General features: G+C 58.3%; 25 protein-coding genes and 1 tRNA gene. 16 read left to right on the top strand and 10 right to left on the bottom strand.

Annotated elements, in window-relative coordinates; genetic code table 11:
- Window positions 1-54: 54 nt before the first annotated feature.
- The 3 genes from BFV97_RS08705 to BFV97_RS08695 are packed head-to-tail and all read left to right on the top strand — an operon-like array spanning window position 55 to window position 2,170.
- Window positions 55-1,206 carry a bifunctional 2-C-methyl-D-erythritol 4-phosphate cytidylyltransferase/2-C-methyl-D-erythritol 2,4-cyclodiphosphate synthase gene (locus BFV97_RS08705; RefSeq protein ID WP_342672145.1) on the top strand — a complete coding sequence of 384 codons (1,152 nt, stop codon included), beginning with the start codon at window positions 55-57 and terminating at the stop codon, window positions 1,204-1,206.
- Window positions 1,203-1,694, top strand: coding sequence for a phosphatidylglycerophosphatase A family protein (locus BFV97_RS08700; RefSeq protein ID WP_069299977.1), 492 nt, complete (start codon window positions 1,203-1,205; stop codon window positions 1,692-1,694). Before BFV97_RS08705 ends, BFV97_RS08700 begins: the two co-directional genes overlap by 4 nt.
- Window positions 1,691-2,170, top strand: coding sequence for a CinA family protein (locus tag BFV97_RS08695; protein WP_281200944.1), 480 nt, complete (start codon window positions 1,691-1,693; stop codon window positions 2,168-2,170). Before BFV97_RS08700 ends, BFV97_RS08695 begins: the two co-directional genes overlap by 4 nt.
- Here BFV97_RS08695 and BFV97_RS08690 read toward each other — a convergent pair whose 3' ends face one another.
- Complete coding sequence (locus tag BFV97_RS08690; protein WP_069299976.1) at window positions 2,171-2,617, bottom strand: type II toxin-antitoxin system RatA family toxin; 447 nt, start codon at window positions 2,615-2,617, stop codon at window positions 2,171-2,173.
- A 119-nt stretch (window positions 2,618-2,736) separates the two neighbouring features.
- Here BFV97_RS08690 and hpt point away from each other — a divergent pair, with 119 nt between their 5' ends.
- Entirely contained in the window at window positions 2,737-3,279 is a 543-nt protein-coding gene (gene hpt / locus BFV97_RS08685; protein ID WP_069299975.1) for a hypoxanthine phosphoribosyltransferase, read from the top strand.
- On the opposite strand, the gene BFV97_RS08680 is transcribed toward hpt, so the two are convergent.
- Window positions 3,276-4,151, bottom strand: a complete 876-nt coding sequence (locus BFV97_RS08680; RefSeq protein ID WP_069299974.1) for a LysR family transcriptional regulator — start codon at window positions 4,149-4,151, stop codon at window positions 3,276-3,278. The two genes, hpt and BFV97_RS08680, sit on opposite strands and share 4 nt — an antisense overlap.
- 108 nt (window positions 4,152-4,259) lie before the next feature.
- Between BFV97_RS08680 and BFV97_RS08675 the strand changes: the two genes are divergently transcribed.
- The gene (locus BFV97_RS08675; protein ID WP_069299973.1) at window positions 4,260-4,724 is read left to right on the top strand and encodes a c-type cytochrome; all 465 of its coding nucleotides are present in this window, start codon (window positions 4,260-4,262) and stop codon (window positions 4,722-4,724) included.
- 35 nt (window positions 4,725-4,759) lie between these two features.
- On the opposite strand, the gene BFV97_RS08670 is transcribed toward BFV97_RS08675, so the two are convergent.
- Window positions 4,760-5,722 carry a TDT family transporter gene (locus tag BFV97_RS08670; RefSeq protein WP_069299972.1) on the bottom strand — a complete coding sequence of 321 codons (963 nt, stop codon included), beginning with the start codon at window positions 5,720-5,722 and terminating at the stop codon, window positions 4,760-4,762.
- A 74-nt stretch (window positions 5,723-5,796) separates the two neighbouring features.
- On the opposite strand from BFV97_RS08670, the gene speB reads away from it, so the two are divergent.
- Window positions 5,797-6,768, top strand: coding sequence for an agmatinase (gene speB, locus BFV97_RS08665; protein WP_069299971.1), 972 nt, complete (start codon window positions 5,797-5,799; stop codon window positions 6,766-6,768).
- Window positions 6,769-6,822: 54 nt separating this feature from the next.
- Here speB and BFV97_RS08660 read toward each other — a convergent pair whose 3' ends face one another.
- Window positions 6,823-7,530: an RlmE family RNA methyltransferase gene (locus tag BFV97_RS08660; protein WP_069299970.1), complete on the bottom strand. Its 708-nt coding sequence runs from the start codon at window positions 7,528-7,530 to the stop codon at window positions 6,823-6,825.
- 2 nt (window positions 7,531-7,532) lie between these two features.
- Entirely contained in the window at window positions 7,533-8,627 is a 1,095-nt protein-coding gene (locus tag BFV97_RS08655) for a Ppx/GppA phosphatase family protein (RefSeq protein WP_069299969.1), read from the bottom strand.
- Window positions 8,628-8,828: 201 nt separating this feature from the next.
- Between BFV97_RS08655 and BFV97_RS08650 the strand changes: the two genes are divergently transcribed.
- From BFV97_RS08650 to BFV97_RS08615, 8 genes are all read left to right on the top strand, one after another.
- A complete protein-coding gene (locus tag BFV97_RS08650; protein ID WP_069299968.1) occupies window positions 8,829-9,125 on the top strand; it encodes a virulence factor in 297 nt (98 codons plus the stop codon).
- Between the two features lie 26 nt (window positions 9,126-9,151).
- Entirely contained in the window at window positions 9,152-10,081 is a 930-nt protein-coding gene (locus BFV97_RS08645; RefSeq protein WP_069299967.1) for a methylenetetrahydrofolate reductase, read from the top strand.
- Between the two features lie 11 nt (window positions 10,082-10,092).
- Complete coding sequence (locus tag BFV97_RS08640) at window positions 10,093-11,157, top strand: methyltetrahydrofolate cobalamin methyltransferase (RefSeq protein ID WP_069299966.1); 1,065 nt, start codon at window positions 10,093-10,095, stop codon at window positions 11,155-11,157.
- Between the two features lie 114 nt (window positions 11,158-11,271).
- A complete protein-coding gene (locus tag BFV97_RS08635) occupies window positions 11,272-11,775 on the top strand; it encodes a VOC family protein (RefSeq protein WP_216635955.1) in 504 nt (167 codons plus the stop codon).
- A 74-nt stretch (window positions 11,776-11,849) separates the two neighbouring features.
- On the top strand, window positions 11,850-12,524 hold the full coding sequence (locus tag BFV97_RS08630) for a hypothetical protein (protein ID WP_157888298.1): 675 nt from the start codon (window positions 11,850-11,852) through the stop codon (window positions 12,522-12,524).
- Window positions 12,525-12,645: 121 nt separating this feature from the next.
- Complete coding sequence (locus tag BFV97_RS08625) at window positions 12,646-14,706, top strand: ASKHA domain-containing protein (RefSeq protein WP_069299963.1); 2,061 nt, start codon at window positions 12,646-12,648, stop codon at window positions 14,704-14,706.
- Window positions 14,707-14,819: 113 nt separating this feature from the next.
- Window positions 14,820-14,893, top strand: a tRNA-Gly gene (locus BFV97_RS08620).
- A 264-nt stretch (window positions 14,894-15,157) separates the two neighbouring features.
- Window positions 15,158-15,649, top strand: a complete 492-nt coding sequence (locus BFV97_RS08615; protein WP_108721661.1) for a fasciclin domain-containing protein — start codon at window positions 15,158-15,160, stop codon at window positions 15,647-15,649.
- Window positions 15,650-15,727: 78 nt separating this feature from the next.
- Here the strand turns inward: BFV97_RS08615 and pgi are convergent, their stop codons facing one another.
- From pgi to zwf, 3 genes are read right to left on the bottom strand one after another with little or no spacing between them, the layout of a single operon-like run.
- Entirely contained in the window at window positions 15,728-17,332 is a 1,605-nt protein-coding gene (gene pgi / locus BFV97_RS08610; RefSeq protein WP_069299961.1) for a glucose-6-phosphate isomerase, read from the bottom strand.
- An 11-nt stretch (window positions 17,333-17,343) separates the two neighbouring features.
- On the bottom strand, window positions 17,344-18,021 hold the full coding sequence (pgl, locus tag BFV97_RS08605; RefSeq protein ID WP_069299960.1) for a 6-phosphogluconolactonase: 678 nt from the start codon (window positions 18,019-18,021) through the stop codon (window positions 17,344-17,346).
- Complete coding sequence (gene zwf, locus BFV97_RS08600) at window positions 18,018-19,472, bottom strand: glucose-6-phosphate dehydrogenase (RefSeq protein WP_069299959.1); 1,455 nt, start codon at window positions 19,470-19,472, stop codon at window positions 18,018-18,020. Before zwf ends, pgl begins: the two co-directional genes overlap by 4 nt.
- Before the next feature lie 142 nt (window positions 19,473-19,614).
- Here zwf and BFV97_RS08595 point away from each other — a divergent pair, with 142 nt between their 5' ends.
- Both BFV97_RS08595 and BFV97_RS08590 read left to right on the top strand, forming a co-directional pair.
- Window positions 19,615-20,577: a radical SAM protein gene (locus BFV97_RS08595; protein ID WP_069299958.1), complete on the top strand. Its 963-nt coding sequence runs from the start codon at window positions 19,615-19,617 to the stop codon at window positions 20,575-20,577.
- Window positions 20,577-21,476, top strand: coding sequence for a DMT family transporter (locus tag BFV97_RS08590; protein WP_069299957.1), 900 nt, complete (start codon window positions 20,577-20,579; stop codon window positions 21,474-21,476). The genes BFV97_RS08595 and BFV97_RS08590 overlap by 1 nt, the downstream gene beginning before the upstream one ends.
- On the opposite strand, the gene aroB is transcribed toward BFV97_RS08590, so the two are convergent.
- The gene (aroB, locus tag BFV97_RS08585) at window positions 21,473-22,585 is read right to left on the bottom strand and encodes a 3-dehydroquinate synthase (RefSeq protein WP_069299956.1); all 1,113 of its coding nucleotides are present in this window, start codon (window positions 22,583-22,585) and stop codon (window positions 21,473-21,475) included. The two genes, BFV97_RS08590 and aroB, sit on opposite strands and share 4 nt — an antisense overlap.
- A complete protein-coding gene (locus BFV97_RS08580) occupies window positions 22,585-23,127 on the bottom strand; it encodes a shikimate kinase (protein WP_425412267.1) in 543 nt (180 codons plus the stop codon). The genes aroB and BFV97_RS08580 overlap by 1 nt, the downstream gene beginning before the upstream one ends.
- Window positions 23,128-23,139: the final 12 nt, after the last annotated feature.

Raw genomic sequence — 23,139 nt, 5'->3', positions numbered from 1 at the left:
GTATGGGAGGACGAGAGGCGCTTTTGGCGCAAGGCAACAGATGGATGCAGCGGTTTGTCGGAAATTTCAGCAGAAGTCCTGATCGTCGCCGCGGGCCGTGGCACCCGCGCCGGTGGTGGCATTCCCAAACAGTACCGGCCCCTGCGGGGCATGCCGGTGCTCTATCACAGCATTTCGGCCTGTTTGACAAGCGACGAGATCACTGGCGTCCGCGTGGTCATCCACCCCGACGACCTGACCCTGTATAAATCCACCGTTGCGAAAATTACCGATCCCCGGCTGCACGCGCCGGTATTTGGCGGCCAGAGCCGGAGCGACAGCGTGCGGCGCGGGATTGCGGCCTGTCGCGGCAGCCATGTGCTGATCCACGATGGCGCCCGCCCCCTGCTGCAACGCCCACAGATTGCCGCGCTGATCGAAACGCTGCGCCATAAACCGGCGGCTTTCCTTGCGGTGCCGGTGGTGGACGCGCTTTGGCGCGGCAAAGACGGCATCGCACAGGCGCCCCAATCGCGCGAAGGCCTCTGGCGGGCCCAGACTCCACAGGCATTCCGGCTTGACGATATACGCGCGGCCCATGCGGCCAGCCGTGACGATCTGCCGGATGATGTGGAAACCGCACGGACCTACGGGCTGGAGGTGCACATGGTTGAAGGCAGCCAGAGCAACATCAAAATCACACAGGCTGGCGATTTCGCGCTGGCAGAGCAACTTATGGGGGCAGAAATGGACATTCGGACGGGCAACGGCTTTGACGTTCACAAATTCGGTGCGGGCGATCACGTCACGCTGAACGGCATCCGGATACCCCATGATCAGGGGCTGGTGGGTCACTCCGACGCGGATGTGGCGATGCACACAGTGACAGACGCGATTTTCGGCGCGCTTGCAGAGGGCGACATCGGCCAGTGGTTCCCGCCAAGCGAACCGGAATGGAAAGGGGCCGCCAGCGATATTTTCCTGCGCAAAGCCATAGAGCGCGCAGCAGCACGCGGCTTTACCATCACCCATCTGGACTGCACCATCATCTGCGAAATGCCCAAGATCGGCCCCCATGCCAAAGCCATGCGACAAAAACTGGCAGAGATTACCGGAGTCGATGTAGATAGGATCAGCGTGAAGGCAACCACAACAGAACAGCTCGGCTTTGCGGGGCGCAAGGAGGGGATTGCCGCGCAAGCAACAGCGACACTGGTGAAACTATGACTAGATTTCTGGCAACATGGTTCTATTCGGGGCTGCTGCCCTATGTTCCGGGCACCTGGGGCTCTGCGGCGGCCCTGCCCTTTGCGGTGGTCCTTCACGCGCTGGGCGGCTTTCCCTTGCTGCTGCTGGCCACGGTTGTCGTATTCTTCACCGGCTGGTGGGCGACCACTGTCGAAACCCGCGGTAAGGAAAACCATGATCCGGGCGAGATCGTCATCGACGAAGTTGCGGGCCAGTGGCTGACGCTGATGCCATTGTCCTATGTGCTCTGGTCCCACGGCAGTGCTGTGACCATCCTGCCTTGGCCGGGGCTGCTGGGGGGCTTTATCCTGTTTCGTCTGTTTGACATCCTCAAGCCCTGGCCGGTGAGCTGGGCCGACCGCAAATCCACCCCCTTTGGCGTGATGTTCGATGACATTCTTGCCGGTATTTTCGCCGCTCTGGTCCTAAGCATCGGTGGCTATCTTGCCCACGGCGGTTTTTCGTGACGCTTCCGGTTGGTCTTGCACGCGAAACGCTGGCCGCCTGTCGTGCCCGCGGCCAGATGGTGGCGACTGCCGAAAGCTGCACCGGCGGGCTGGTTGCGGCCAGTCTGACGGCAGTGGCGGGGTCATCGGATGTGGTGGAACGCGGCTTTGTCACCTATACCAATGACGCGAAAATACAGATGCTGGGCGTGACCGAGGCTTCGCTTGCAGCCTTTGGCGCGGTGTCCGAACAGGTCGCAGCGGAAATGGCGCAAGGGGCGCTTGCGAATTCCAACGCGGCGATTGCTGTCAGCATCACCGGAATCGCCGGTCCCGGCGGGTCAGAGCATAAACCCGAAGGCCGCGTCTGTTTCGGATTGGCCACCCAATCCGGATGCATCACGATAACCAGAGAGTTTGGCCCGTTGGGGCGCACCGAAGTCCGCCTTGCCGCCACCGAATTTGCCTTGAAAGCCTTGCGGGACCAGTCCTTCTGATCAGCCGTAAAGCTCTTTTGCGCGGGACTCGAACGCGCCAACGATCCGGCGCATGGCCTCGTTGAACACCACCCCGATCACCGCTTGCAGCATCGCGGATTTGAATTCGAAATCTACAAAGAAATCCACCTCACAGCCGCCATTTTCCAGCGGTGTGAAGGACCAGTGGTTGTTCAGATACCGGAACGGCCCGTCGATATATTCCACATCAATCTTCAGATCATCGGGATGCAGGGTCACGCGGCTGCCGAACTGTTCACGGAAAACCTTGAAGGAAATCACCAGATCCGCGTCGATCACTTCGGTGTCTTCGACCTGTTCGCGGTTGCGAATCCGCGCGCCGGCGCACCACGGCAGAAATTTCGGATAGGACCCTATATCCGCAATCAGATCATACATCTGTTGCGCACTATAGGGCATTTGGCGGGTTTCACTGTGTTTAGGCATTGGCTGTGTTCTACTTCGGTGCGACGACAGGGTCACTAAGATTGTTTGTCGCGGGTACTGACATTTTGCGCACGACAAGTAAATTGGCGCCCTAACCAGATCAAACGGGGAATCGCCTGATGGACCACAACAATTACGTCATCGACCAACTGATTTCGGCCAAATCCATTGCCGCACGGGTCGAGGCGCTGGCCGATACCATCTCGGAGCATTTCCGCGATACGGACAAACTGGTGGTCGTGGGGCTGCTGCGGGGCAGCTTTGTGTTTATTGCCGATCTGGTGCGCGAGCTTGATTTGCCCTGCGAAGTGGATTTTCTTGAAACCTCATCCTACGGGAACTCTATGCAATCCTCCAAAGAAGTCCGCATTCTCAAAGACTTGCGCGGCGAAATTGAAGGGCGCGATATTCTTGTCGTGGAAGACATTGTGGATACGGGCCATACGCTCAAACATGTGATCGGCCTGTTGAAATCGCGCAAACCCAAACGGCTGGAGGTATGCGCCCTGCTCGACAAACCTTCCCGCCGCGAAGTGGATGTAAAGGCCACATGGACCGGCTTTGAAATTCCGGATGAATTCGTTGTGGGCTATGGCATTGATTATGCGCAACGAAACCGGAACCTTGCCTATATCGGTGCGGTGCGTTTTATTCAGGATTAACGCCAGCCGCGTAACAGGGCGCTTTGGCGTTTGATTTCTTCGCCCAAATACATGCGACAGGCGAGAATGCGGGGCACGGCGTCCAGATCTCTGTGATTGGCGACCCAAATTCCGGTTTCCATCTGACGGGGATAGCCTGCCACCCGCTGCAGGGCGTCATGGCCATCCCCCAGAAAGCATGGCAACAGCGCCAGTCCAAGTCCTGCCGAACAAAGTCCGCGCAGGGTGATAAAACTATCCGCTGCCCCGACGATGGTGCTCTCCTCGATCTGGGATTGCTGCCATTTCCCCGCACGAGAGCGTAAAAGTGGTCCCGACAACGCCAGCCACGGGGGGCTTGCCGGGTCAAATTGCAGGGTTTCATTGGCATAAACCGCGAACCCAAGTCGCGCGACCTCGGTTCCCGACAACCCCTCGGGCAGCTTGTCGGCGGGACGCACCGTCACTTCGGCGTCCAGTTGTTCAAAATTCAGCGGCTGGTTAGAGGACAGTAAATCCAGTTTCAATTCCGGATGGGTGGCCTGCAATCCGGCGATCATTTCGGGCAGGATGGTCGCACAGAACGAATCGGTCGAGGTGATCCTCACCGGCCCACGGACCCCCGCGCCCTGCCCTGTTACTGCACGATCCGCAGAGTCCATTGCGCGCCGCACATCAGACAGGGCAGCAATCAGCCCGCCCTGATCGGCACGCAAACGATAGCCGTTGCGGGCGCGATCAAAGATGCGGATACCATGGCGGTCCTGAAATCCGATCACACGGCGCAGTACCGTTGCGTGGTTCACCCCGAGCACCCGCGCCGCCGCGTTCAAAGACCCATGCTCTGCCACGGCGAGAATAAAGCGGTAATCATCCCAGTTGTCGCGATCCATAGGCGCAGTCTAGTGCAATTATGCACAACGCACCCTCAATTATTTGTGAGTATCTTTTGAATCCGCACAAGCTAGACTGAAAAACGAGTCAACCTAAGGGAGCCAGATATGAAAGCCATCCTAGCAACCACCGCGACAGCGATTGTATTAACCGCCGGTGTTTTTACCCCCGCAACCGCCAATGAAGCAGCGATCAAAGCCCGTCAGTCGTTGATGCAGCTTTATGCCTTCAACCTTGGCCAGCTTGGGGCAATGGCTAAGGGGACGATGGAATATAACGCTGAATCTGCGCAGGCCGCAGCGGACAACCTGCTGGCTGCCGCCAGTATGAACCAGATGGCTATGTGGCCGGAAGGGACGGACAATGTCGCGATGCCGGGTAAAACGGCTGCCCTGCCGGAAATCTGGACGACTTTCCCCAAGATTGCCGAAAACGGACAGGCGCTGGTTGCCGCGGCTGAAACAATGGCCGGTGTTGCAGGTCAGGATCTTGCCGCGTTGCAAGGCGCTATGGGCGACATCGGCAAATCCTGCGGTGGCTGTCACAAAGCCTACCGCGCGTCAGACGACTAAGCGGGCGGGTCGCGCCATTCCAAAATAACAAACGCCTAGGCAACAGCCGCTTTTGTTGCCTCGGCCAACCGCCCTGCGAACCAGTCCCGATAGGTCCGCAGCAGGATATAGGGAATGAGCAAGCTGGCGGCGCCAAGGGATGCCACAGCCAGTCCCGTTGCAATCCAGCCTAATCCAGCCTCTACCGCCAGCAGCTGCACCGCCGCGAAAGCCGCCAGCGGAAAGCAGAAATTGCCCCAGTCCGGCGACCAGCCGCCGCGCAACATCCAGCGCAGAACCGGCAAGAGGGCCAGTCCGGTCACACTGGTCAACACCCAGAGCAGAACAAACCACGGCGCCCCCTGCAGCTCGTGAACGCCAAGGGCCGCAAGCGCTGGTGGCACCAAAAACACCGCATAGCCGCTGCGATGATGTTTCTGCGCCTTTATGTTGATACCGTTCCACAGGCTTAGCCCCAGAACAACCGCCCAGACAGGGATCGACAACACCAGCACAGCGCGGCTGAACCCGACATAGCCCAGCTCCGGTCCGGCCAGTGTTGCCACCAGAATACCAGCGGCAGGGAGGAGGAACACAGGCGTGACTTGTGCCAGCGTATTATGATGGCGCAGCAGGATCAGGACCACGCAGATGAAATAGATCAGATGCAGCCCGATCGCCATCCACCACACCAGAAACGCCCCGAGACTGGTATAAGGCAGCAGAAACGCCGCCATCGCCATCGCACACATGGACCCCGCCGACACCGATCCGCGGGCCGGATCAATCATCAGATCATCCCACAAAACCCCCGGCCGGATACAGAGTTTGGCGACGTAGCTGCTTAGCGTAACCAGCAGAACCAGTGTAGCGCCCAGGCCGATCCACGCCCCTACAGCCTCTGGTACATCCCAGACCCCTGCGGCCGCGCGCCAGGCCAGCGACAGCCCGAAAAGCCCCAAGAGGCTGGGAAACAAGGCCGGGGGCGTCCGGCGCCAGAAGTGATTGAACAAAGCCATAATGTTTTTATTGCAGTGAATGCCATGATAGGCCAACCATGATTGCAAAATTCGCGACGATAAGGAGCATAAACATGTCAGATCACGGGTATAACAGCGGGCGGTTGAACCTGCCATTTGTCGGAATTGCGACCTTTGGCAAGAAGGACTATCTGGCCGATTGGGATGCTTTGGATGCTGATGTGGCAATTATCGGTGCGCCCTATGATTTTGGTGCGCAATTCCGCGCCGGTGCCCGTTTCGGCCCCCGTGCGGTGCGCGAAGCCTCTACCCTGTTTTCTTTCGGTCATGCCGGGGCCTATGACCATGAAGACGATGTGACCTATCTGGGGCCGGACGTGCATATCGTGGATATGGGGGATGCGGATATTATTCACACCGACACGATCCAGAGCCATGCGAACATCGAATATGCCGTGCGCAAGGCGCTGGCCGCAAATGCGCTGCCCGTGACCATCGGGGGCGATCATTCGATCAATATCCCTTGTATCAACGCTTTTGACGGGGAAGATGACATCCATATCCTGCAAATCGACGCCCATCTGGATTTTGTGGACGAGCGTCACGGCGTGCGGTTCGGTCATGGCAACCCCATGCGCCGTGCCGCCGAGAAACCCTATGTCAGCGGGCTGTCGCAATACGGCATCCGCAATGTCAGCTCTACCGCGAAGGAAGGGTATGACGCGGCGCGGGGCATGGGCTCGGATATTCTGTCGGTGCGGCAGATCCGCAAAATGGGCGTCGAGGCCGCCGCCCAACGGATTCCCGCCGGTGCGCGGGTCTATGTGACCATTGACATCGACGGGTTCGATCCCTCCATTGCGCCGGGCACCGGCACGCCGAGCCACGGCGGGTTTATGTATTACGAGGTTTTGGAATTATTGCAGATCGTGGCGCAGAATCATGAAATCGCCGGCATTGATCTGGTAGAAGTGGCGCCGGATTACGATCAAACAGGTGGCACGGCGATTCTGGCCGCACAGATCCTGCTGAATTTCCTAGGGTTTATTTTTCACGCCCGCAAATCGTTTGATGCGGTGGGGTAAATCCCACCGCAGGACGCTCCGCGGGGAGTATTTCAGGAACATTGAAGCCTGTGGTTATCCGCGGAAGCCGGTTGCGATCACAAATTTTTCAGAGCTGTCAGAGCGGCTGGCCGGTGGTTTTACATGGGCGACTTTGGTGAATTTCTGTTTCAGGATTTGTTGCAGATCCCCTTCAGCGCCACCGGCAAGCACTTTGGCCACAAAGGTGCCGCCTTCCTCCAGAACAACAAATGCGAAATAGGCAGCAGCTTCGCATAGCGCCATGATCCGCAGGTGATCGGTCTGTTTGTGGCCGGAACTGGCCGCCGCCATATCGGACATCACAACATCCGCCTTGCCGCCAAGCCAGTCTTTTACCTTGTCATCCGCACCATCCTCGAGAAAGTCGAGCACGTGGATTTCACAGCCCGGCACCGGATCGACTTCTTGCAGGTCGACACCGACGATACGGCCCTGCTTCTTGCCGCGTCTTTCGCCGTGGGCATTGGTGCGTTCTGCGGCGACCTGACACCAGCCACCGGGCGCACAGCCCAGATCCACCACCCGCGCACCGGGCACGAGAAAGCGGAACTTGTCATCCAGTTCGAGGATTTTATAGGCAGCGCGGCCCCGATAGCCGTCCTTTTGCGCCTTCTGCACATAAGGGTCGTTCAACTGCCGTTCCAGCCAGAGCTTGGAAGACAGACGCCGCCCCTTTGCCGTTTTAACACGCACGCGAAGGTCGCGTTGACCGCGACCTGATGATTTCTTTTCGTTCGACATAATTAATGTGGCCTATCGCCTAGCACGCCTGCGGCGCTCATTTGACTGTAAAGCAATCCCTCGCGCAGACCACGGTCCGCCACGGTGAGCCGGCTTGATGGCCAGACCCGCAGGATTGCCTGAAGGATGGCAGCGCCGGACATGATCAGTTCATGCCGGTCGGTGCCGATACAAGGGGCTTTACGGCGCCCTTCGGGACCGATGTTCAGATATTTCTGAACCACCTGGTCGATTTCCTGACGGCACATGGACACGCCATCTACCTTGCAGCGTTCATAGCGCGACAGTCCCAGATGGGAGGCAGCCACGGTTGTGACCGTGCCGGAAGTGCCGATAATCTGGCAATTCGCACCATCCCCGATTTCCGGCGGCACAAATTCGTCGATCTGTTCTTCAAAGCAGCAGGACATCAGCGCGAATTTGGCGCAATCGTCGTCTACATCGTGGAACATATCCTTAAGCGTTGCCACGCCAAGGGGGACCGATTTCCAGTCCATCACGCGGGCTGTGCGGGTGCAGGTGCCCCCGTCCCGTTTGGTCAGGTCCAGTTCCACCAGCGCCTTTGCGCGGTTTCGCGCGGAAACGCCGCTCAGGTCCAGCCAGACCAGTTCTGTCGAGCCGCCGCCAATGTCGACGATCAGCAGTTGTTCGGCGTCTTCGCCCAAATGGGGCGCGCAGCTGACCACCGCCAGACGCGCCTCTTCGGCGGGGTCGATGATTTCAAGGTCGAGACCCGTCTCGCGGCGCACCAGATTGACAAAGCTGGTGCCGTTGGTGGCGCGGCGGCAAGCCTCGGTCGCGACAAGACGGGAATGTTTCACCCCGTGCTGGCGCAGTTTTTTGCTGCATATCCGCAAAGCCCCGAGCGTTCGCTTGATCGCCGCCGGTGCCAGTGTGCCATATTCCGCCAGTCCTGCGCCCAGATGCACAGGCTTTGAAAAGGCGTCTACCACTTCAAATTCGGTCCCGAACGGGCGTGCAATCAGCATCCGGCAACTGTTCGTTCCAAGGTCCAGCGCAGCAAAAAGACCCCCGTCGGCTGACGGGGTTTGGCTGTTTTTCTGTCCTGTTCGACCGCTCTGGCGGAGCGGTTGCATATTGTTGGCTCGCATGAGCTTGCACCAAATTCTGTTATAATTAACCTATTGCGGCGTGACGGCTTTTACAAGTTTGTTATTTTTTCATGCCGATACGTCATGCGTGTCGTTAAATTAGCGGTCGCGGTCGAAAATGGTCGTCTTATAATAGCGCGAACGCAATAGAGCTTCTTGGAAGCATGAGAATAAGGATTCTTCAAAATGCCTGACGTCACAATCGTTTACTGGCGCGATATTCCCGCACAGGTCATCGTCGGCAAAGGCCGTCGCGGGGCCAAGGTTCAACTGCCAGAGCGGTTTGAACAGGCCATTGACCGCTGTGCCATGAAGATTGATGCCAAGGACACCGACAGCTATCTGGCGGAGTGGCGCAAGGCGGACCCTTATCCTGTGGACGGAGAGCAAGGCGAAATCGCAACCGCCGAAGCTGCCCGTCTGGATGCGGAATACGACAAGGAACGCCTGAAAACCCTAATCAACAACGATGGCTGGGATTGACCCTGCCCCTTTTGAAAGCACTGCGCATGGCACTTTTGAAATTCAGTTCGAAAACCGACATTCGGGATGAAGTGAACCCCGATATAGAGGCCTTCTTGAAAGGCTATTCGATCGAGGTTATGCCACGAACCGCCGAGAAAATCGACGATTTCCGTGCTTTGCTGCCAAAGGGCACGCGGGTTTACATCGCCCATATCGAAGGTACCCCGATCGAGGATATGGTTGCCACGGCGAAACGGTTGCGGGGCGAAGGCTATGATGCGATGCCCCATTTTCCCGCGCGCATAATCAAGGACGAGGCTACGCTTGCGGACTGGATTGCACGCTATCAAGGGGAAGCCGGTGTCGATCAGGCGCTGGTGCTCGCCGGTGGCCTGGCGAAACCCTATGGGGATTTTCACTGTTCCATGCAGCTTCTGGAGACAGGATTGTTTGACAAGGCAGGGTTCAAACGCCTGCACACCGCCGGCCATCCGGAACCCAACACCGACATTGATCCCGATGGCGGGCGCAAGAACGTAAACGAAGCGCTCAGCTGGAAACAGGCGTTTTCTGAGCGGACAGATGCACAGATGGCACTGGCCACCCAGTTCTGTTTCGACAGCAAGCCGGTGATCGAATGGGCAAATGACCTCAAAGCGCAAGGCATTGATATTCCAATTCATATCGGGATCGCAGGGCCGGCCAAGCTGCAAACCATGATCAAATTCGCCATTGCCTGCGGCGTTGGGCCATCGTTGAAGGTCTTGCAAAAACGGGCTAAGGACGTCACCAAGCTGCTGATGCCGTTCGAGCCGACCGGCATTGTGTCCGAACTGGCGGCCCATAAAGCCGCGAATCCGGAGTTCAACATCGAGCAGGTCCACTTCTTCCCGCTCGGGGGGATTAAAACAAACGCAACTTGGGCAATGGACCATGGCGGAAGCTCCGCCCTGCCCGCCGCGCAACAAAACTAAGGCCGAATTGAATGACCCGTACTGTCGTCGAATCCAAAACCAAAACCGCCATCATCGGCTTTGATCAACCCTTCTGTGTGATCGGAGAGCGGATCAACCCCACAGGGCGCAAGAAACTTGCTGCCGAACTGGAAGCCGGGGATTTTTCCACTGTTGAAAAAGACGCTATCGCGCAGGTGGCTGCCGGTGCCAATATCCTCGATATTAACGCAGGGGTTGTTTACAACTCCAACCCCAACCCCAACGAGACAGAGCCGCCACTGATGCGCGCCATTCTGGAAATGGTGCAAGGGCTTGTAGACGTGCCTTTGTGTATCGACAGTTCCGTTCCCGGTGCGCTTAAGGCCGGTCTGGAAGCCGCCGAAGGCCGTCCGCTGCTGAACTCTGTCACCGGCGAGGAAGACCGGCTTGAGATGGTTCTGCCGCTGGTTAAGAAGTACAACGTGCCGGTTGTGGCAATTTCCAATGACGACACCGGGATTTCCGAAGACCCAGATGTGCGCTTTGAGGTGGCCAAAAAGATCGTAGAGCGGGCGGCGGATTTCGGCATTCCCGCCCATGACATCGTGGTTGATCCGCTGGTGATGCCGATTGGCGCGATGGCTACGGCCGGTTTGCAGGTCTTTGCACTGGTGCGCCGCCTGCGTGAAGAACTGGGCGTGAACACCACGTGCGGGGCTTCTAACGTATCCTTTGGTCTGCCGAACCGTCACGGTGTCAACAACGCTTTCCTGCCAATGGCAATTGCGGCGGGGATGACCTCTGCGATCATGAATCCGGTGGCAGCGCCGGTCAACCAGACCAAACTGGATGCCAAGAAGGCTGAACTGGCCGAAGCGGGCATCATCGTGCCGGACGATATGGACATGGAGTTGTTTGCACAGGTCACGGGTCTTGGTTCTACCAAATTCGGACCGGGCAGCGAGATGACCGCGATCCGCGCAGCCAACCTGTTGATGAACAACGACGCCCATGGCAGCGACTGGATCAACTTCAACAAAGCGCCCGTCAAAGCAGGCGAACAGGAAGCCGGCGCACGGGGCCGTCGCACCGGCGGGCGGCGTCGTCGCGGCTGATACACTCTCCGGCCAGCGCGGCATCGTTGCGCTGGCCGGAACACTCTCTTCTTGCTTCGCCTGTTTGTTCAGTCCCAATCTGCGGTTAGATTAGGCGGCGAAAGCGAGACGATGATGACAAACACCTACACCGCACCTGCCGGCACCTCTGTCGGCCATGTCCACCTGAAAGTATCCGATCTCGACCGCGCGTTGGCGTTCTATTGCGGGGTTCTGGGCTTTGCCCTGACCCAACGCTATGGCACAGAGGCGGCGTTTGTTGCAGCGGGCGGGTATCACCACCACATTGGCCTGAACACCTGGCATTCAAAAAACCAGCCGCCAGCGCCGGTGAATGCTGCGGGATTGTATCACCTTGCCCTGCTCTACCCGACACGGGCCGATCTGGGGCGGGCGCTGTTGCAACTGGACAAACACGGAATAACGCTTGACGGGGCGGCGGATCACGGGGTCAGTCAGGCGCTGTATTTTCGCGATCCGGACGACAACGGGATAGAGCTCTATTGGGACCGTCCACAGGCAGAATGGCCGCGCAACAGGGACGGAGAACTGGCGATGGATAACAGCCGTCTGGACCTGAACGCCCTGCGCGATGCGGGACGTGCGCCTAACGCCTGACACACCGTTTAACACGCTGCAGGCTTGGCAGCACGGCCCCGAGCCTGTAGATGAGGTCCAGAAGTGGACCTCCTGTGACTGATCCGACACCCCTCTTACGCCCTTTGCGTGTTGGCCGAATGCTGGCGCGGATCATTTTTGTCGTGGTGCTGGCGCTGGCGCTACATTTCGCGGTGAACTGGCTCGGCGAAGAGGTCGAACAGGTTGAAAGCGGCGGCAAAAAGCTGATGTTGACGGGGATGTTGCTTCTGATCCTGCTGGCCTATGCCCTTGTTATCGCAGTTCCTTTCGTTCCCGGTGTGGAAATCGGCTTTGCGCTAATGGCACTGCAAGGGGCGAAGATCGCGCCGCTGGTGTATCTGTTTACCCTTATCGGTCTGTCCCTTGCCTTTCTGGTCGGGCATTTGCTGCCCTACCCTGTACTCTCGCGGTTTCTGGCAGGGTTTGGCCTGCACCGCACCGCGCTCATGGTGCAAGACACTGAGCCGCTGGATCTGGAGCAACGCACCCGCCTAATGAAATCCCGCCTGCCCGGAGCCTTGGGGCCGCTGTTTGTAAACTGGCGTTATCTGTTTCTGGCGATCCTGATCAATATTCCGGGAAATATCGTGCTGGGCGGCGGCGGCGGCATCTGCTTTTCGGCAGGGCTAAGCCGCCTGTTTCGGCCTGTCTGGGCGCTGCTGACACTGGCCCTTGCAGTCGCGCCGGTGCCGGCGGTGTTTTACTTTATGGGCATTACCTTGTTCTGACCGGATTTTCCGGAATTAATGCCGCAATTGGCCCAAAACTGACGCGGGTTGGCTTTCCATTTCCTGCCACCTGCCTATTGTCGCCCTGTTGGTTCCTCCCAAGTAGAACAGGCCGATTGACATGACCACTCCGAACGATCCACTGGTAATTTTCACCCCCTCCGGCAAAAGGGGGCGGTTTGCGGTCGGCACACCGATTTTGACCGCGGCACGACAGCTTGGTGTGGATCTGGACAGTGTCTGCGGCGGGCGTGGTATCTGTTCCAAATGCCAGATCCAGCCCTCTTACGGCGAATTTGCCAAACACGGAGTCACCGTGGAGGATGACGCCCTGTCCGAATGGAATTCGGTTGAGGAACGCTACAAATCCAAACGCGGCATGATCGACGGGCGCAGGCTCGGCTGTCAGGCGCAGGTGCAGGGCGACGTGGTGATTGACGTGCCCCCCGAAAGTCAGGTCCACAAACAGGTGGTGCGCAAACGGGCCGAGGCGCGGGACATCGTGATGGACCCCTCCACCAAACTGTTCTTTGTCGAGGTACAGCAACCCGACATGCACGACCCTACCGGCGATCTGGAGCGGCTGGTCAAAGCACTGCGCGACCAATGGGACCTGCCCCATCTGGAGGCCGATCTCGGCGTGCTGGCAACCATGCAGCCGATCCTGCGCAAGGGCGAATGGAAAGTCACCTGCGCCGTACATCTGGGCGATGATATGTTCAGCCCGCGGATCATGCACATCTGGCCCGGCTTTTACGAAGGCTCCATCTACGGGCTGGCGGTTGATCTTGGCTCTACCACCATCGCGGGGCACCTGTGTGATCTGCAAACCGGCGAAGTGGTGGCCTCTAGCGGGTTGATGAACCCGCAGATCCGCTTTGGCGAAGACCTGATGAGCCGTGTCAGTTATTCTATGATGAACGAAAGCGGCGCACAGGAAATGACCCGCGCAGTACGGGAGGGCATGAACACCCTGTTCACCAATATCGCGGCCGAAGCGGGCATCGACCAGTCGCTGATCGTGGACGCGGTGTTTGTGTGCAATCCGGTGATGCACCACCTGTTCCTTGGCATTGATCCGTTTGAACTGGGTCAGGCACCATTCGCGCTGGCCAGTTCCGACAGTATTTCCCTGCGCGCATTGGAACTGGGGTTGAACCTGCATCCGGCGGCGCGGGTCTATCTGTTGCCGTGTATCGCAGGCCATGTAGGGGCCGATGCCGCGGCCGTAGCCCTGTCCGAAGCACCGGATAAATCAGACGACCTTGTGCTGGTGGTGGATGTGGGCACCAATGCGGAAATTCTGCTGGGCAATAAGGAAAAGGTGCTTGCCTGTTCCTCCCCCACCGGTCCCGCCTTTGAAGGGGCGCAGATTTCATCCGGCCAGCGGGCCGCCCCCGGTGCGATTGAACGGGTCGAAATTGACCCTGTTACCAAAGAACCCCGCTTCCGCGTCATCGGTTCTGACCTGTGGTCCGACGAGGAGGGATTTGCCGAGAGCATCCTGTCCAGCGGAATAACCGGCATCTGCGGGTCCGGCATCATCGAGATGGTCGCGGAAATGCGGCTGGCGGGGATTGTGGATGGTCCGGGGCTGATCGGCTCCCCCGCGCAGGTGGGCACCGACCGCTGCTTCCTTGACGGGCGCACCCATTCCTATCTGGTCTGGGACGGCACCGCCGAGGGCGGGCCGCGCATCACGGTCACAAACCGCGACATCCGTGAAATCCAGATGGCCAAGGCAGCGCTATATTCCGGTGCGCGGCTGCTGATGGATAAGTTTGGCGTGGAAACGGTTGACCGGATCGTTCTGGCGGGCGCATTCGGGGCCCATATCTCGCCCAAACACGCGATGGTTCTGGGCATGATCCCCGATTGTACCTTGGAAAAGGTCACAAGTGCTGGCAACGCTGCAGGAACGGGCGCACGGATTGCGCTTTTGAATGTGGCCGCGCGGCGTGAAATTGAGGAAACCGTGAAAGCAATCCACAAGATCGAAACCGCAATTGAACCCCGCTTCCAAGAGCATTTCGTCAACGCCAGCGCCATTCCCAACAGCGCAGAGCCCTTCCCGATTCTTGAGACCCACGTCACCCTGCCGGACGTGAATTTCAACACCGGCAGCGAAAGCGATAGCGCATCGGGCGGTGGCGGCGGCAGACGCCGGCGCAGACGCGGCTAACGGCGCATAATTGGGCCCTGCATCCTGATAAAACAGGGTGCAGGGTTTCCCGCACCAAGCCCCCGATCCACGATTGACGGCCATCCCCAAAGCCGCTAAATCACCCTCACAGAGCGGGTATGGTGAAAAGGTATCACGGCAGCTTCCCAAGCTTTAGTTACGAGTTCGATTCTCGTTACCCGCTCCAGTCCCCCCGATTTGGTCTCTGTTAAACCGCTGGGTTTACGCAAATTTCCTGTGATTGCACCGCGGCTGCGCGGCTTGATCACGCGACCACACAAACATGTTACCGCCGAAAACGATCCGCATTTTGCCGGCCTCCGTATCCCTTGCACAACACGCCGATGGATGGCGTTTCAATCTAGGGAGAACAATCGTGAAAAATATTCTGGTAGGTGCAGTGGTTGCAGGTCTTTTGGCAGGGGGCGCCGCATTTGCGGAAAGCCATGGCATGAAAAACCCGATGGTGGGCGGTGCTGAAATGTTTGCGGACAAGAACATCGTCGAGAATGCGGTTAATTCAGCAGATCACACCACACTGGTCGCCGCTGTCAAAGCTGCCGGTCTGGTGGATACGCTGGCAGGCGAAGGGCCGTTTACTGTCTTTGCCCCGACCAATGACGCCTTTGCCGCCCTGCCCGATGGCACTGTGGACATGCTGTTGAAACCGGAAAACAAAGAGATGCTGACCAAAGTTCTGACAGCACATGTTGTTTCCGGCAAATGGACGGCGTCGGACATTGTCGCAGCCACCAAGAAAAGCAAAGACGGGTTTTATCACTTTAACGCGGTGTCCGGCGATGCTTTGTCGGCAAAACTGACCCCCGGTGGTCAGGTGTTCATCTATGACGAAAGTGGCAATGCCTATAAGGTCACAACCGCCGATGTGATGCAGTCGAACGGCGTCATCCACGTGGTTAACGGGGTGCTTGTGCCGAAATAATCCAAGACGATAATCAGGCACGCATGACGGGCAGTCTAGCGGAGGCTCCGGTTGGTATCAGCCGGAGCCTTTGCCGTATTATAGGGTTGCAAGCAATCCGCGGGTGGAGCCGTCCTTATCTTCGGATGTGGCCTCGCCTTCAATCAAGGGCAGCATTCGCGTGGCAAGCACCTTGCCCAGTTCCACCCCCCATTGATCAAAGCTGTTGATGCCCCAGATCACCCCTTCCACAAACACGCGGTGTTCATACAGCGCGATGATCTTGCCAAGCGTTCTCGGGTCAAGGATGTTATACATCATGGTCACGCTGGGACGGTTGCCCGGAAATACGCGGTGGGCGGCCTGTTTTTCCAGTTCCGCCCCCTCAAACCCCTGTTCGCGCATCAATTCGCGGGCCGCGTCTAGACTGCGCCCGATCATCAACGCCTCGGACTGGGCGAGGCAATTCGCCAGCAGCAGGCGGTGCTGGTGGGCCAGTTCATTTTCATGGCCGCGTCGTGCGACCAGAAACTCGCAAGGAACAACGCGGGTGCCTTGGTGGATCAACTGGTAAAAAGCATGTTGGCCGTTTGTGCCGGGTTCGCCCCAGACAATCGGGCCGGAGTGACGGGGCAGCGGATTGCCCTCCATATCCACGCCTTTGCCGTTGCTCTCCATATCCAGTTGCTGAAGATAGGCCGGAAGCCGCAAAAGCCGCTGGTCATAGGGCAGCACCGCGCGGGTGTTATAGCCGCAGATGTTGTTGTGCCAGATCCCCACCAGCGCAAGCAGTACCGGAAGGTTATCCTCCAGCGGTGTTTCGCGGAAATGGGTGTCCATCTCCTCGGCACCTTGCAGAAATTCCGTAAAATCGTCGGGCCCGATGGCCAGCATCAAGGACAGACCGATTGGCCCCCAAACCGAATAGCGTCCGCCAACCCAATCGGCAAAGCCGAACACATGGTTCTCAGGAATGCCAAACTGCGCAGTTTTATCCCGCGCCGTGGACAGCGCCGCCAGATGGTCCCCGATTTTATCTTCCGGCACTGCCTGTAGCAGCCATTTTTTTCCGGTTTCAGCGTTGGTCATCGTTTCAATGGTGGTGAAGGTCTTGGACGCGATGATCAGCAGTGTCCTCGCCGGATCAAGCCCTTTCAGCGTGTCGTGAATATCCGCGCCGTCCACGTTTGACACAAAATGCACACGCGGCCCGTCCTGATAAGGCGACAGGGCGATATTTGCCATAACAGGCCCGAGATCAGACCCGCCGATCCCGATATTCACCACATCGGTAAAGGGTGCGTTACTGGCCGAAGTGATGTCTCCCTCCCGCAAGCGGCGGGCGAAGGTTTTCATGTCTTTGAGCGTGCCAAGCACCTCTGGCATCACATCGCTGCCATCCACGGTCACAGGCCGTCCCGACAGATTGCGCAAAGCAGTGTGAAGCACGGCGCGATCCTCGGTCTGGTTAATGGCCTGCCCTGCAAACATTCCGTCGCGTTTTGTTTCAACGCCCGCGGATTTTGCCAGTTCAAGCAGCAAGGACTTGGCCTCTGCATCCAGATTGGTTTTTGAATAATCCAGCAGCAAATCCCCGCACTGTGCCGAAAAAGCCTTGAAACGGTCGGGATCGTCAAACAGCCCCAGAATAGAGCGGTCGGCGTTGGTTTTCTGGTTTTGCGACAGGGATTTCCAAAGGGTCATAGAATAATTCCTTAGTCCGCGTAATGGGTTATAGCTTGTTCCTGAACGATCCGGACCGGCGCTTCAAGGGGTGAATTGGCCGATTGCGCCCGTGCAAAGGCGGTTTTCTTATCGGCCCCCGCGATCAGGATATGAACCGATCTGGCCGCTTGCAATACAGGGGCTGTCAGCGTCAGGCGGGGTTCGGGCGCATTTGGCGCACGCATGGGCAAAAGAACCGGCGCTTGCGGGTCCAATGCCTCTGCCAGCAGGTCCGCTTCGGGGAAGATGCTGGCGGTGTGCATATCCGCGCCCATACCCAGAACACAAACATCCAGAGGCAGGGCAGATTCGATCCCCGCGCGCAGACTGTCGAGCACATCTTCCGGTGCCTCAGCCGCCCGATAAAATGGCACCAGCGTTGCGGCAGCGGCCTTGTCCTGCAACAGATTCTCGCGCAGGAGCCGTGTATTGGACCGCTCGGAAGTTTCCGGCACAAACCGTTCGTCCGTCAGCATCACCCTGACCTTGGACCAATCCAGATCGGCGCTGCGCAGACGGTGAAAGAAAGGCGCCGGAGTGGTTCCGCCCGGAACCGCAAGTGTCGCAGTACCCTTGGCCTTTAACGCGGCGCGCAACTGGTCTTCCACCCGATCTGCGAGTCCCTGAAACAGAGCCTCCCGACTGTCGTATTCGATAAATTCGCTCATGGTTTGATCTCCCGCCAGCGGCGTCCGTCCTTGTGCAGCAGCATCAGGCTGTCATCCGGTCCCGAACCACCCGGATCATACGGCACGGGGCGGCTGCCCGCGTCCTGCCAAGCTTCGATAATCGGATCGACCCAAGCCCATGCGGCCTCGACCTCGTCACCGCGCATAAACAGGGTCTGGTCGCCGCGGATCACATCCATAATCAGCCGTTCATAGGCGTCCGGCATGACCGAAACCTGATCCCCCAATGCCTCGGCAAAGGTCATATCAAGGGGCACTTCGGTCAGGCGCATTCCCCCCGGTCCCGGTTCCTTGATGGTGACGCGCAGTGTGATGCCTTCGTCCGGTTGCAGGCGGATCACCAGCACGTTGCCCTTGCGGTTGAAATCCCCTTCAAAGATGGAATGGGGCGGATCTTTGAACACAATCGCGATTTCCGACATCCGCCCGCGCAGCCGTTTTCCGGTGCGCAGATAAAACGGCGTACTGGCCCACCGCCAGTTTGCCACTTTCACCTTCATTGCGATGAAGCTCTCGGTTTTGGAGTCAGGATTTTCGGCGTGATCCAGATAGCTGTCCATATCGCGCCCCGCTGCATACTGGCCGCGGACCACCTCTGAGGGGGCAACGGGTTCAAGGGCGCGGATCACCTTGAGTTTTTCGTCTCGCACCGCATCCGCCCCGTATTTCGCAGGGGGTTCCATCGCAGACAGACACAAAAGCTGCATCAGGTGATTCTGCACCATATCCCGCATGGCACCGGATTTGTCGTAATAGCCGCCCCGCCCTTCGACGCTGACGGTTTCGGCCACGGTAATCTGCACATGATCCACGTGCTGCGCATTCCACAGCGGTTCAAACAGCGCATTGCCAAACCGCACCGCCATCAGGTTCTGCACGGTTTCCTTGCCAAGATAATGGTCGATCCGGTAAATCTGGTGTTCTGCAAAACAGGCCCGCAGCTCGGCATTCAGCGCTTTGGCAGTTTCCAGATCATGCCCGAAGGGTTTTTCCACCACGATCCGGCTGTGTTCATCAGTTATGCCAAAACCAGACAGCTTACGCGCGATTTCTCCGAACAGGCTGGGCCCGACAGAGAAATACACCGCATGGATCACATCAGGGCGCAGTTTGGATTTCAGGTCTTTCCACCCCGTATCCCCGAACACATCCAGCGAGACATATTCAAGCATTTCCAGAAACCGCGCGACCGCATCCTTGTCCTTGGCGGTATCGCCTGCAAATTCGCCCAAGGCTTCTGCCACAAAGCTTTGAAAGCCCTTGGTATCCAACTCTCCACGGGAGGCGCCTATCACTCTGGCGGTTTCGGGCATCTGGCCTGCGCACATCCGGCGAAACAACCCGGGCAGGATTTTGCGCCGCGCCAGATCCCCTGTGGCGCCGATAATGATCAGATCAAAAGGATCGACCGGTATAGTTTTTGCGACCATCTGGGCACCTCTGCATGTCTTCATGTTAGCGATAACGTAATTGTGTCGCATACAGTCACAACTACGTGGGGTTTGCAAGCTTTCCTTTGATAATGAACATACAATCGGTTAGCGATCAGGCAAGCAACCACAGGCATTTACCATGAACCACCAGAATTTCGAACGTCCCGATCTGCACCCGACAGGGAAATTCGAACATCCTGACATCACCGCCAAAGGCGAGACCCGCGCCTTTGTGGAACTGGACGGGGCGACGACCCTTTGGTTCAATACCGGAACCCTGTGCAATATCGAATGTGAGAACTGTTATATCTTCAGCTCTCCCACCAATGACAGTCTGGTCTATATCACCCGCGCCGAGGTTGAGGAGTATCTCGACCAGATCGAGCAACGGGGCTGGCCGACAAAAGAGATCGCGTTCACAGGGGGCGAGCCCTTTATGAACCCCGATATGGTGGATATTACGGCGGCCTGTCTGGAACGGGGTTATGAGGTTCTGATCCTGACCAACGCCATGCGCCCGATGATGCGCAAACGGGTGCAGGCCGGAATTCTGGCCCTTCACAAAGCCCATCCGGGCAAGCTGACCATGCGGATTTCGGTGGACCATTACGATCCTGAAAACCACGACAAGGAACGGGGCAAGGGCAGTTTTGCCCTGACCTTGCAAGGTATGGCGTGGCTGCGGGATGCGGGCATTCCCATGCATGTAGCAGGGCGCACGATCTGGGGCGACAGCGATGCAGACAGCCGCGCCGGTTACGCCGCCCTTTATGAAAAGCACGGGTTTGACATTGATCCGAACCACCCTGCCCAGACCATGCTGTTTCCCGAAATGGACGAAACCGCCGAAGTTCCCGAGATCACCACGGCCTGCTGGGGTATCCTGAACAAATCCCCCCATGACGTGATGTGTGCCTCCTCGCGCATGGTGGTGAAACACAGAGGCGACAAGCATCTGTCGGTTCTGGCTTGTACCCTCCTGCCCTATGATCCACAGTTCAATCTGGGCAGAACTTTGGAAGAGGCCGAGAAACCTGTGAAGCTGAACCATCCCCATTGTGCCAAATTCTGCGTCCTCGGCGGCGCATCCTGTTCCGCCTGATGCGCCGTTTCATACTGTCCTGGGGCGCCCTTGCGGTGACTGTTTTTGTCTGGGGCAGTTATCTGGTCTCCACACGGGCGGCCATGACACAGCAGCTTTCTCCGATTGATATGGGGGTGCTGCGCTCGGTTCCGGCGGCGATTGCGGTGCTGCCGTTCATCCTGAAACGGGGGATCAAACCGAAAACGGCCAACTGGCTGGATGTCCTGATTATCGGCGGCGGGGGTGGCACCCTGTTCACGCTGCTGCTGGCATCGGGCTATCAGTATGCGCCCACTGTAGACGGCGGCTTGTTTACGCCTTCGATGCTGCCGGTTTTTGTCGCAGCTTTAAGCCTGATCTTTCTGGGGCGGGCCTATGCGGGCATTCAATATGCCGGCATCGCGTTGATCCTGATCGGGGCTTTGGCCGTTGGCGGATTCGAGGCGATCCTCAACACCGCCTCGGGCAGCTGGCGCGGGCATCTGTTGTTTCTAACCGGATCTTGTTGCTGGGCGGCCTATACCGTCCGCTTCAACGTCTCCGCGCTGGACCCGATTGACGGCGCAGTGGTTATTCTGGGGTGGTCCTCGCTGGCCTTTCTGACGGCAGTGGCGTTTTTGGGAACCGGATTGTTCTCGGTGCCGGCACCGATCCTCGCGATTCAGGTGTTTCAGGGGTTCATGGCCGGTTTTGTCGCCAATTTCACCTTTCTCTACGCCATCCGCACCCTTGGCTCTGCCATTCCAGCCGCCGCAGCCGCATTGGTGCCGGTGATCGCGGCAATTGGCGGATGGGTGTTTCTGGACGAGCCGATTTCGGCCTTCAAATGGCTCGGCATCCTGATCGTCGCCGCCGGTGTTGCGCTGGCTTCCGGCGTGATTGAAAGCCGCCGCACCCGCAAGGCCGAAGCCTCTTAACGGGCGGCCAGCGCTTCGGACAAAACAGATTTTACCACGGTCAGGTCTACGTCACGGGTGACAAAAGCCTCTCCCAAACCACGGGCCATGATAAAGCCGATCACCCCGTCGCTAACCTTTTTATCCTGTCCCATCAGTTCGATCAGTCCTTCGGCATCGGGCAGCGGTCCGTCGATTTCCGACAGGTCGCATTTCATGCCCATCGCCTTGAAATGGGCGCGCACACGGCTTGGTGCTTCCTGCGCACAAAAACCGAGCCGTTGGGACACCTCAAAGGCCAGCGCACAACCGATGGACACGCCTTCACCGTGAAGCAGGCGGTCCGAATAGCCTGTCGCAGCCTCTAGCGCATGACCAAAGGTATGGCCGAGGTTCAGCAAGGCGCGATCCCCCCGTTCCTGTTCGTCCCGCGCCACGATCTCCGCCTTCATCTCGCAAGAACGTTTCACCGCATAGATGCGTTTGGCTACATCCCCCGCAGCTGCAGCCGCAGCGTTTTCCTCCAGCCACTCCCAGAAATCCGCATCCCCGAGCAAGCCGTATTTCGCAACTTCGCCGTAGCCTGCCAGATAATCCCGCTTTTCCAGCGTATCGAGCAATGACACATCCGCCAGCACCAGTTGCGGCTGGTAGAACGCGCCTACAAGGTTCTTGCCGTGGGGCGAATTGATCCCCGTTTTCCCGCCAACAGAGCTGTCCACCTGCGCCAAAAGCGTCGTGGGCATCTGCACAAACCGTATACCACGGCGCACAACGGCCGCTGCAAATCCGGCGAGATCACCGATAACACCACCGCCAAAGGCGATCAGGATGTCGTCCCGTTCAATCTTTTCTGCCAGCAACCATTCCACAGTGCGCTGCAACTGCGCCCAGCTTTTGGTGGCCTCACCCGCCGGAAGCGATAGCGTCACGGCCTCTATTCCCGCAGCCTCCAGCCCCGACAGCAAGGCAGGCAGATGCTTTGCCGCCACAGTTTCATCGGTGATAATCGCAACCTTGTTGCGGCGCAGGAAGGGTTTGACGTAATTGCCTGCCTCTGCCAGCAATCCGGTGCCGATTTCGATATTATAGGCGCGATGGCCCAGATCAACGCTTACCTGTTCCCGCATTATCGCGCTCCTTTTGTGACGCCACTATCTGGATCGGCCAACAGGGTCGCAATGACCCTCTGCGCCATATCTTCCAGTGACAATCCTTCTTCGCTGTCCACGACGATCTCTGCATTCTGATAGATGGGTGTGCGCACCTCATGCAGCCCGGCCAGCGTTTCCTTGGGGTTGTCAGTGCGCAACAGGGGCCGCGTCGTCTTGTGCCGCACCCGTGACCACAGCAGTTCCAGATCGGCCCGCAACCACAGGGCCACACCATGTCTTGCGATCATCGTGCGGTTGGCCTCTGCCAGATAAGCCCCGCCGCCCGTGGACAGGATACAGGGTGCGCCCAGTAACAGACGTTCCAGCACCTGACTTTCCTTGGCGCGGAAAAATTCCTCTCCATCGCGGGAGAAGATCTCGGCCACAGTCATATTGGCTGCCCGTTCGATCTCGTGATCCGAATCAAGGAACGGCACGCCCAGCTTTTGTGCGACCAATGTGCCCACCGCAGTTTTGCCCGCACCCATCAAGCCGACCAGCACAACGGTTTTTTTCAAGTGATAGCCCAA

The organism is Neptunicoccus sediminis (assembly GCF_001719615.1).
Lineage (GTDB): Bacteria > Pseudomonadota > Alphaproteobacteria > Rhodobacterales > Rhodobacteraceae > Amylibacter > Amylibacter sediminis.
This window is presented reverse-complemented; position numbering and strand designations above follow the sequence as displayed.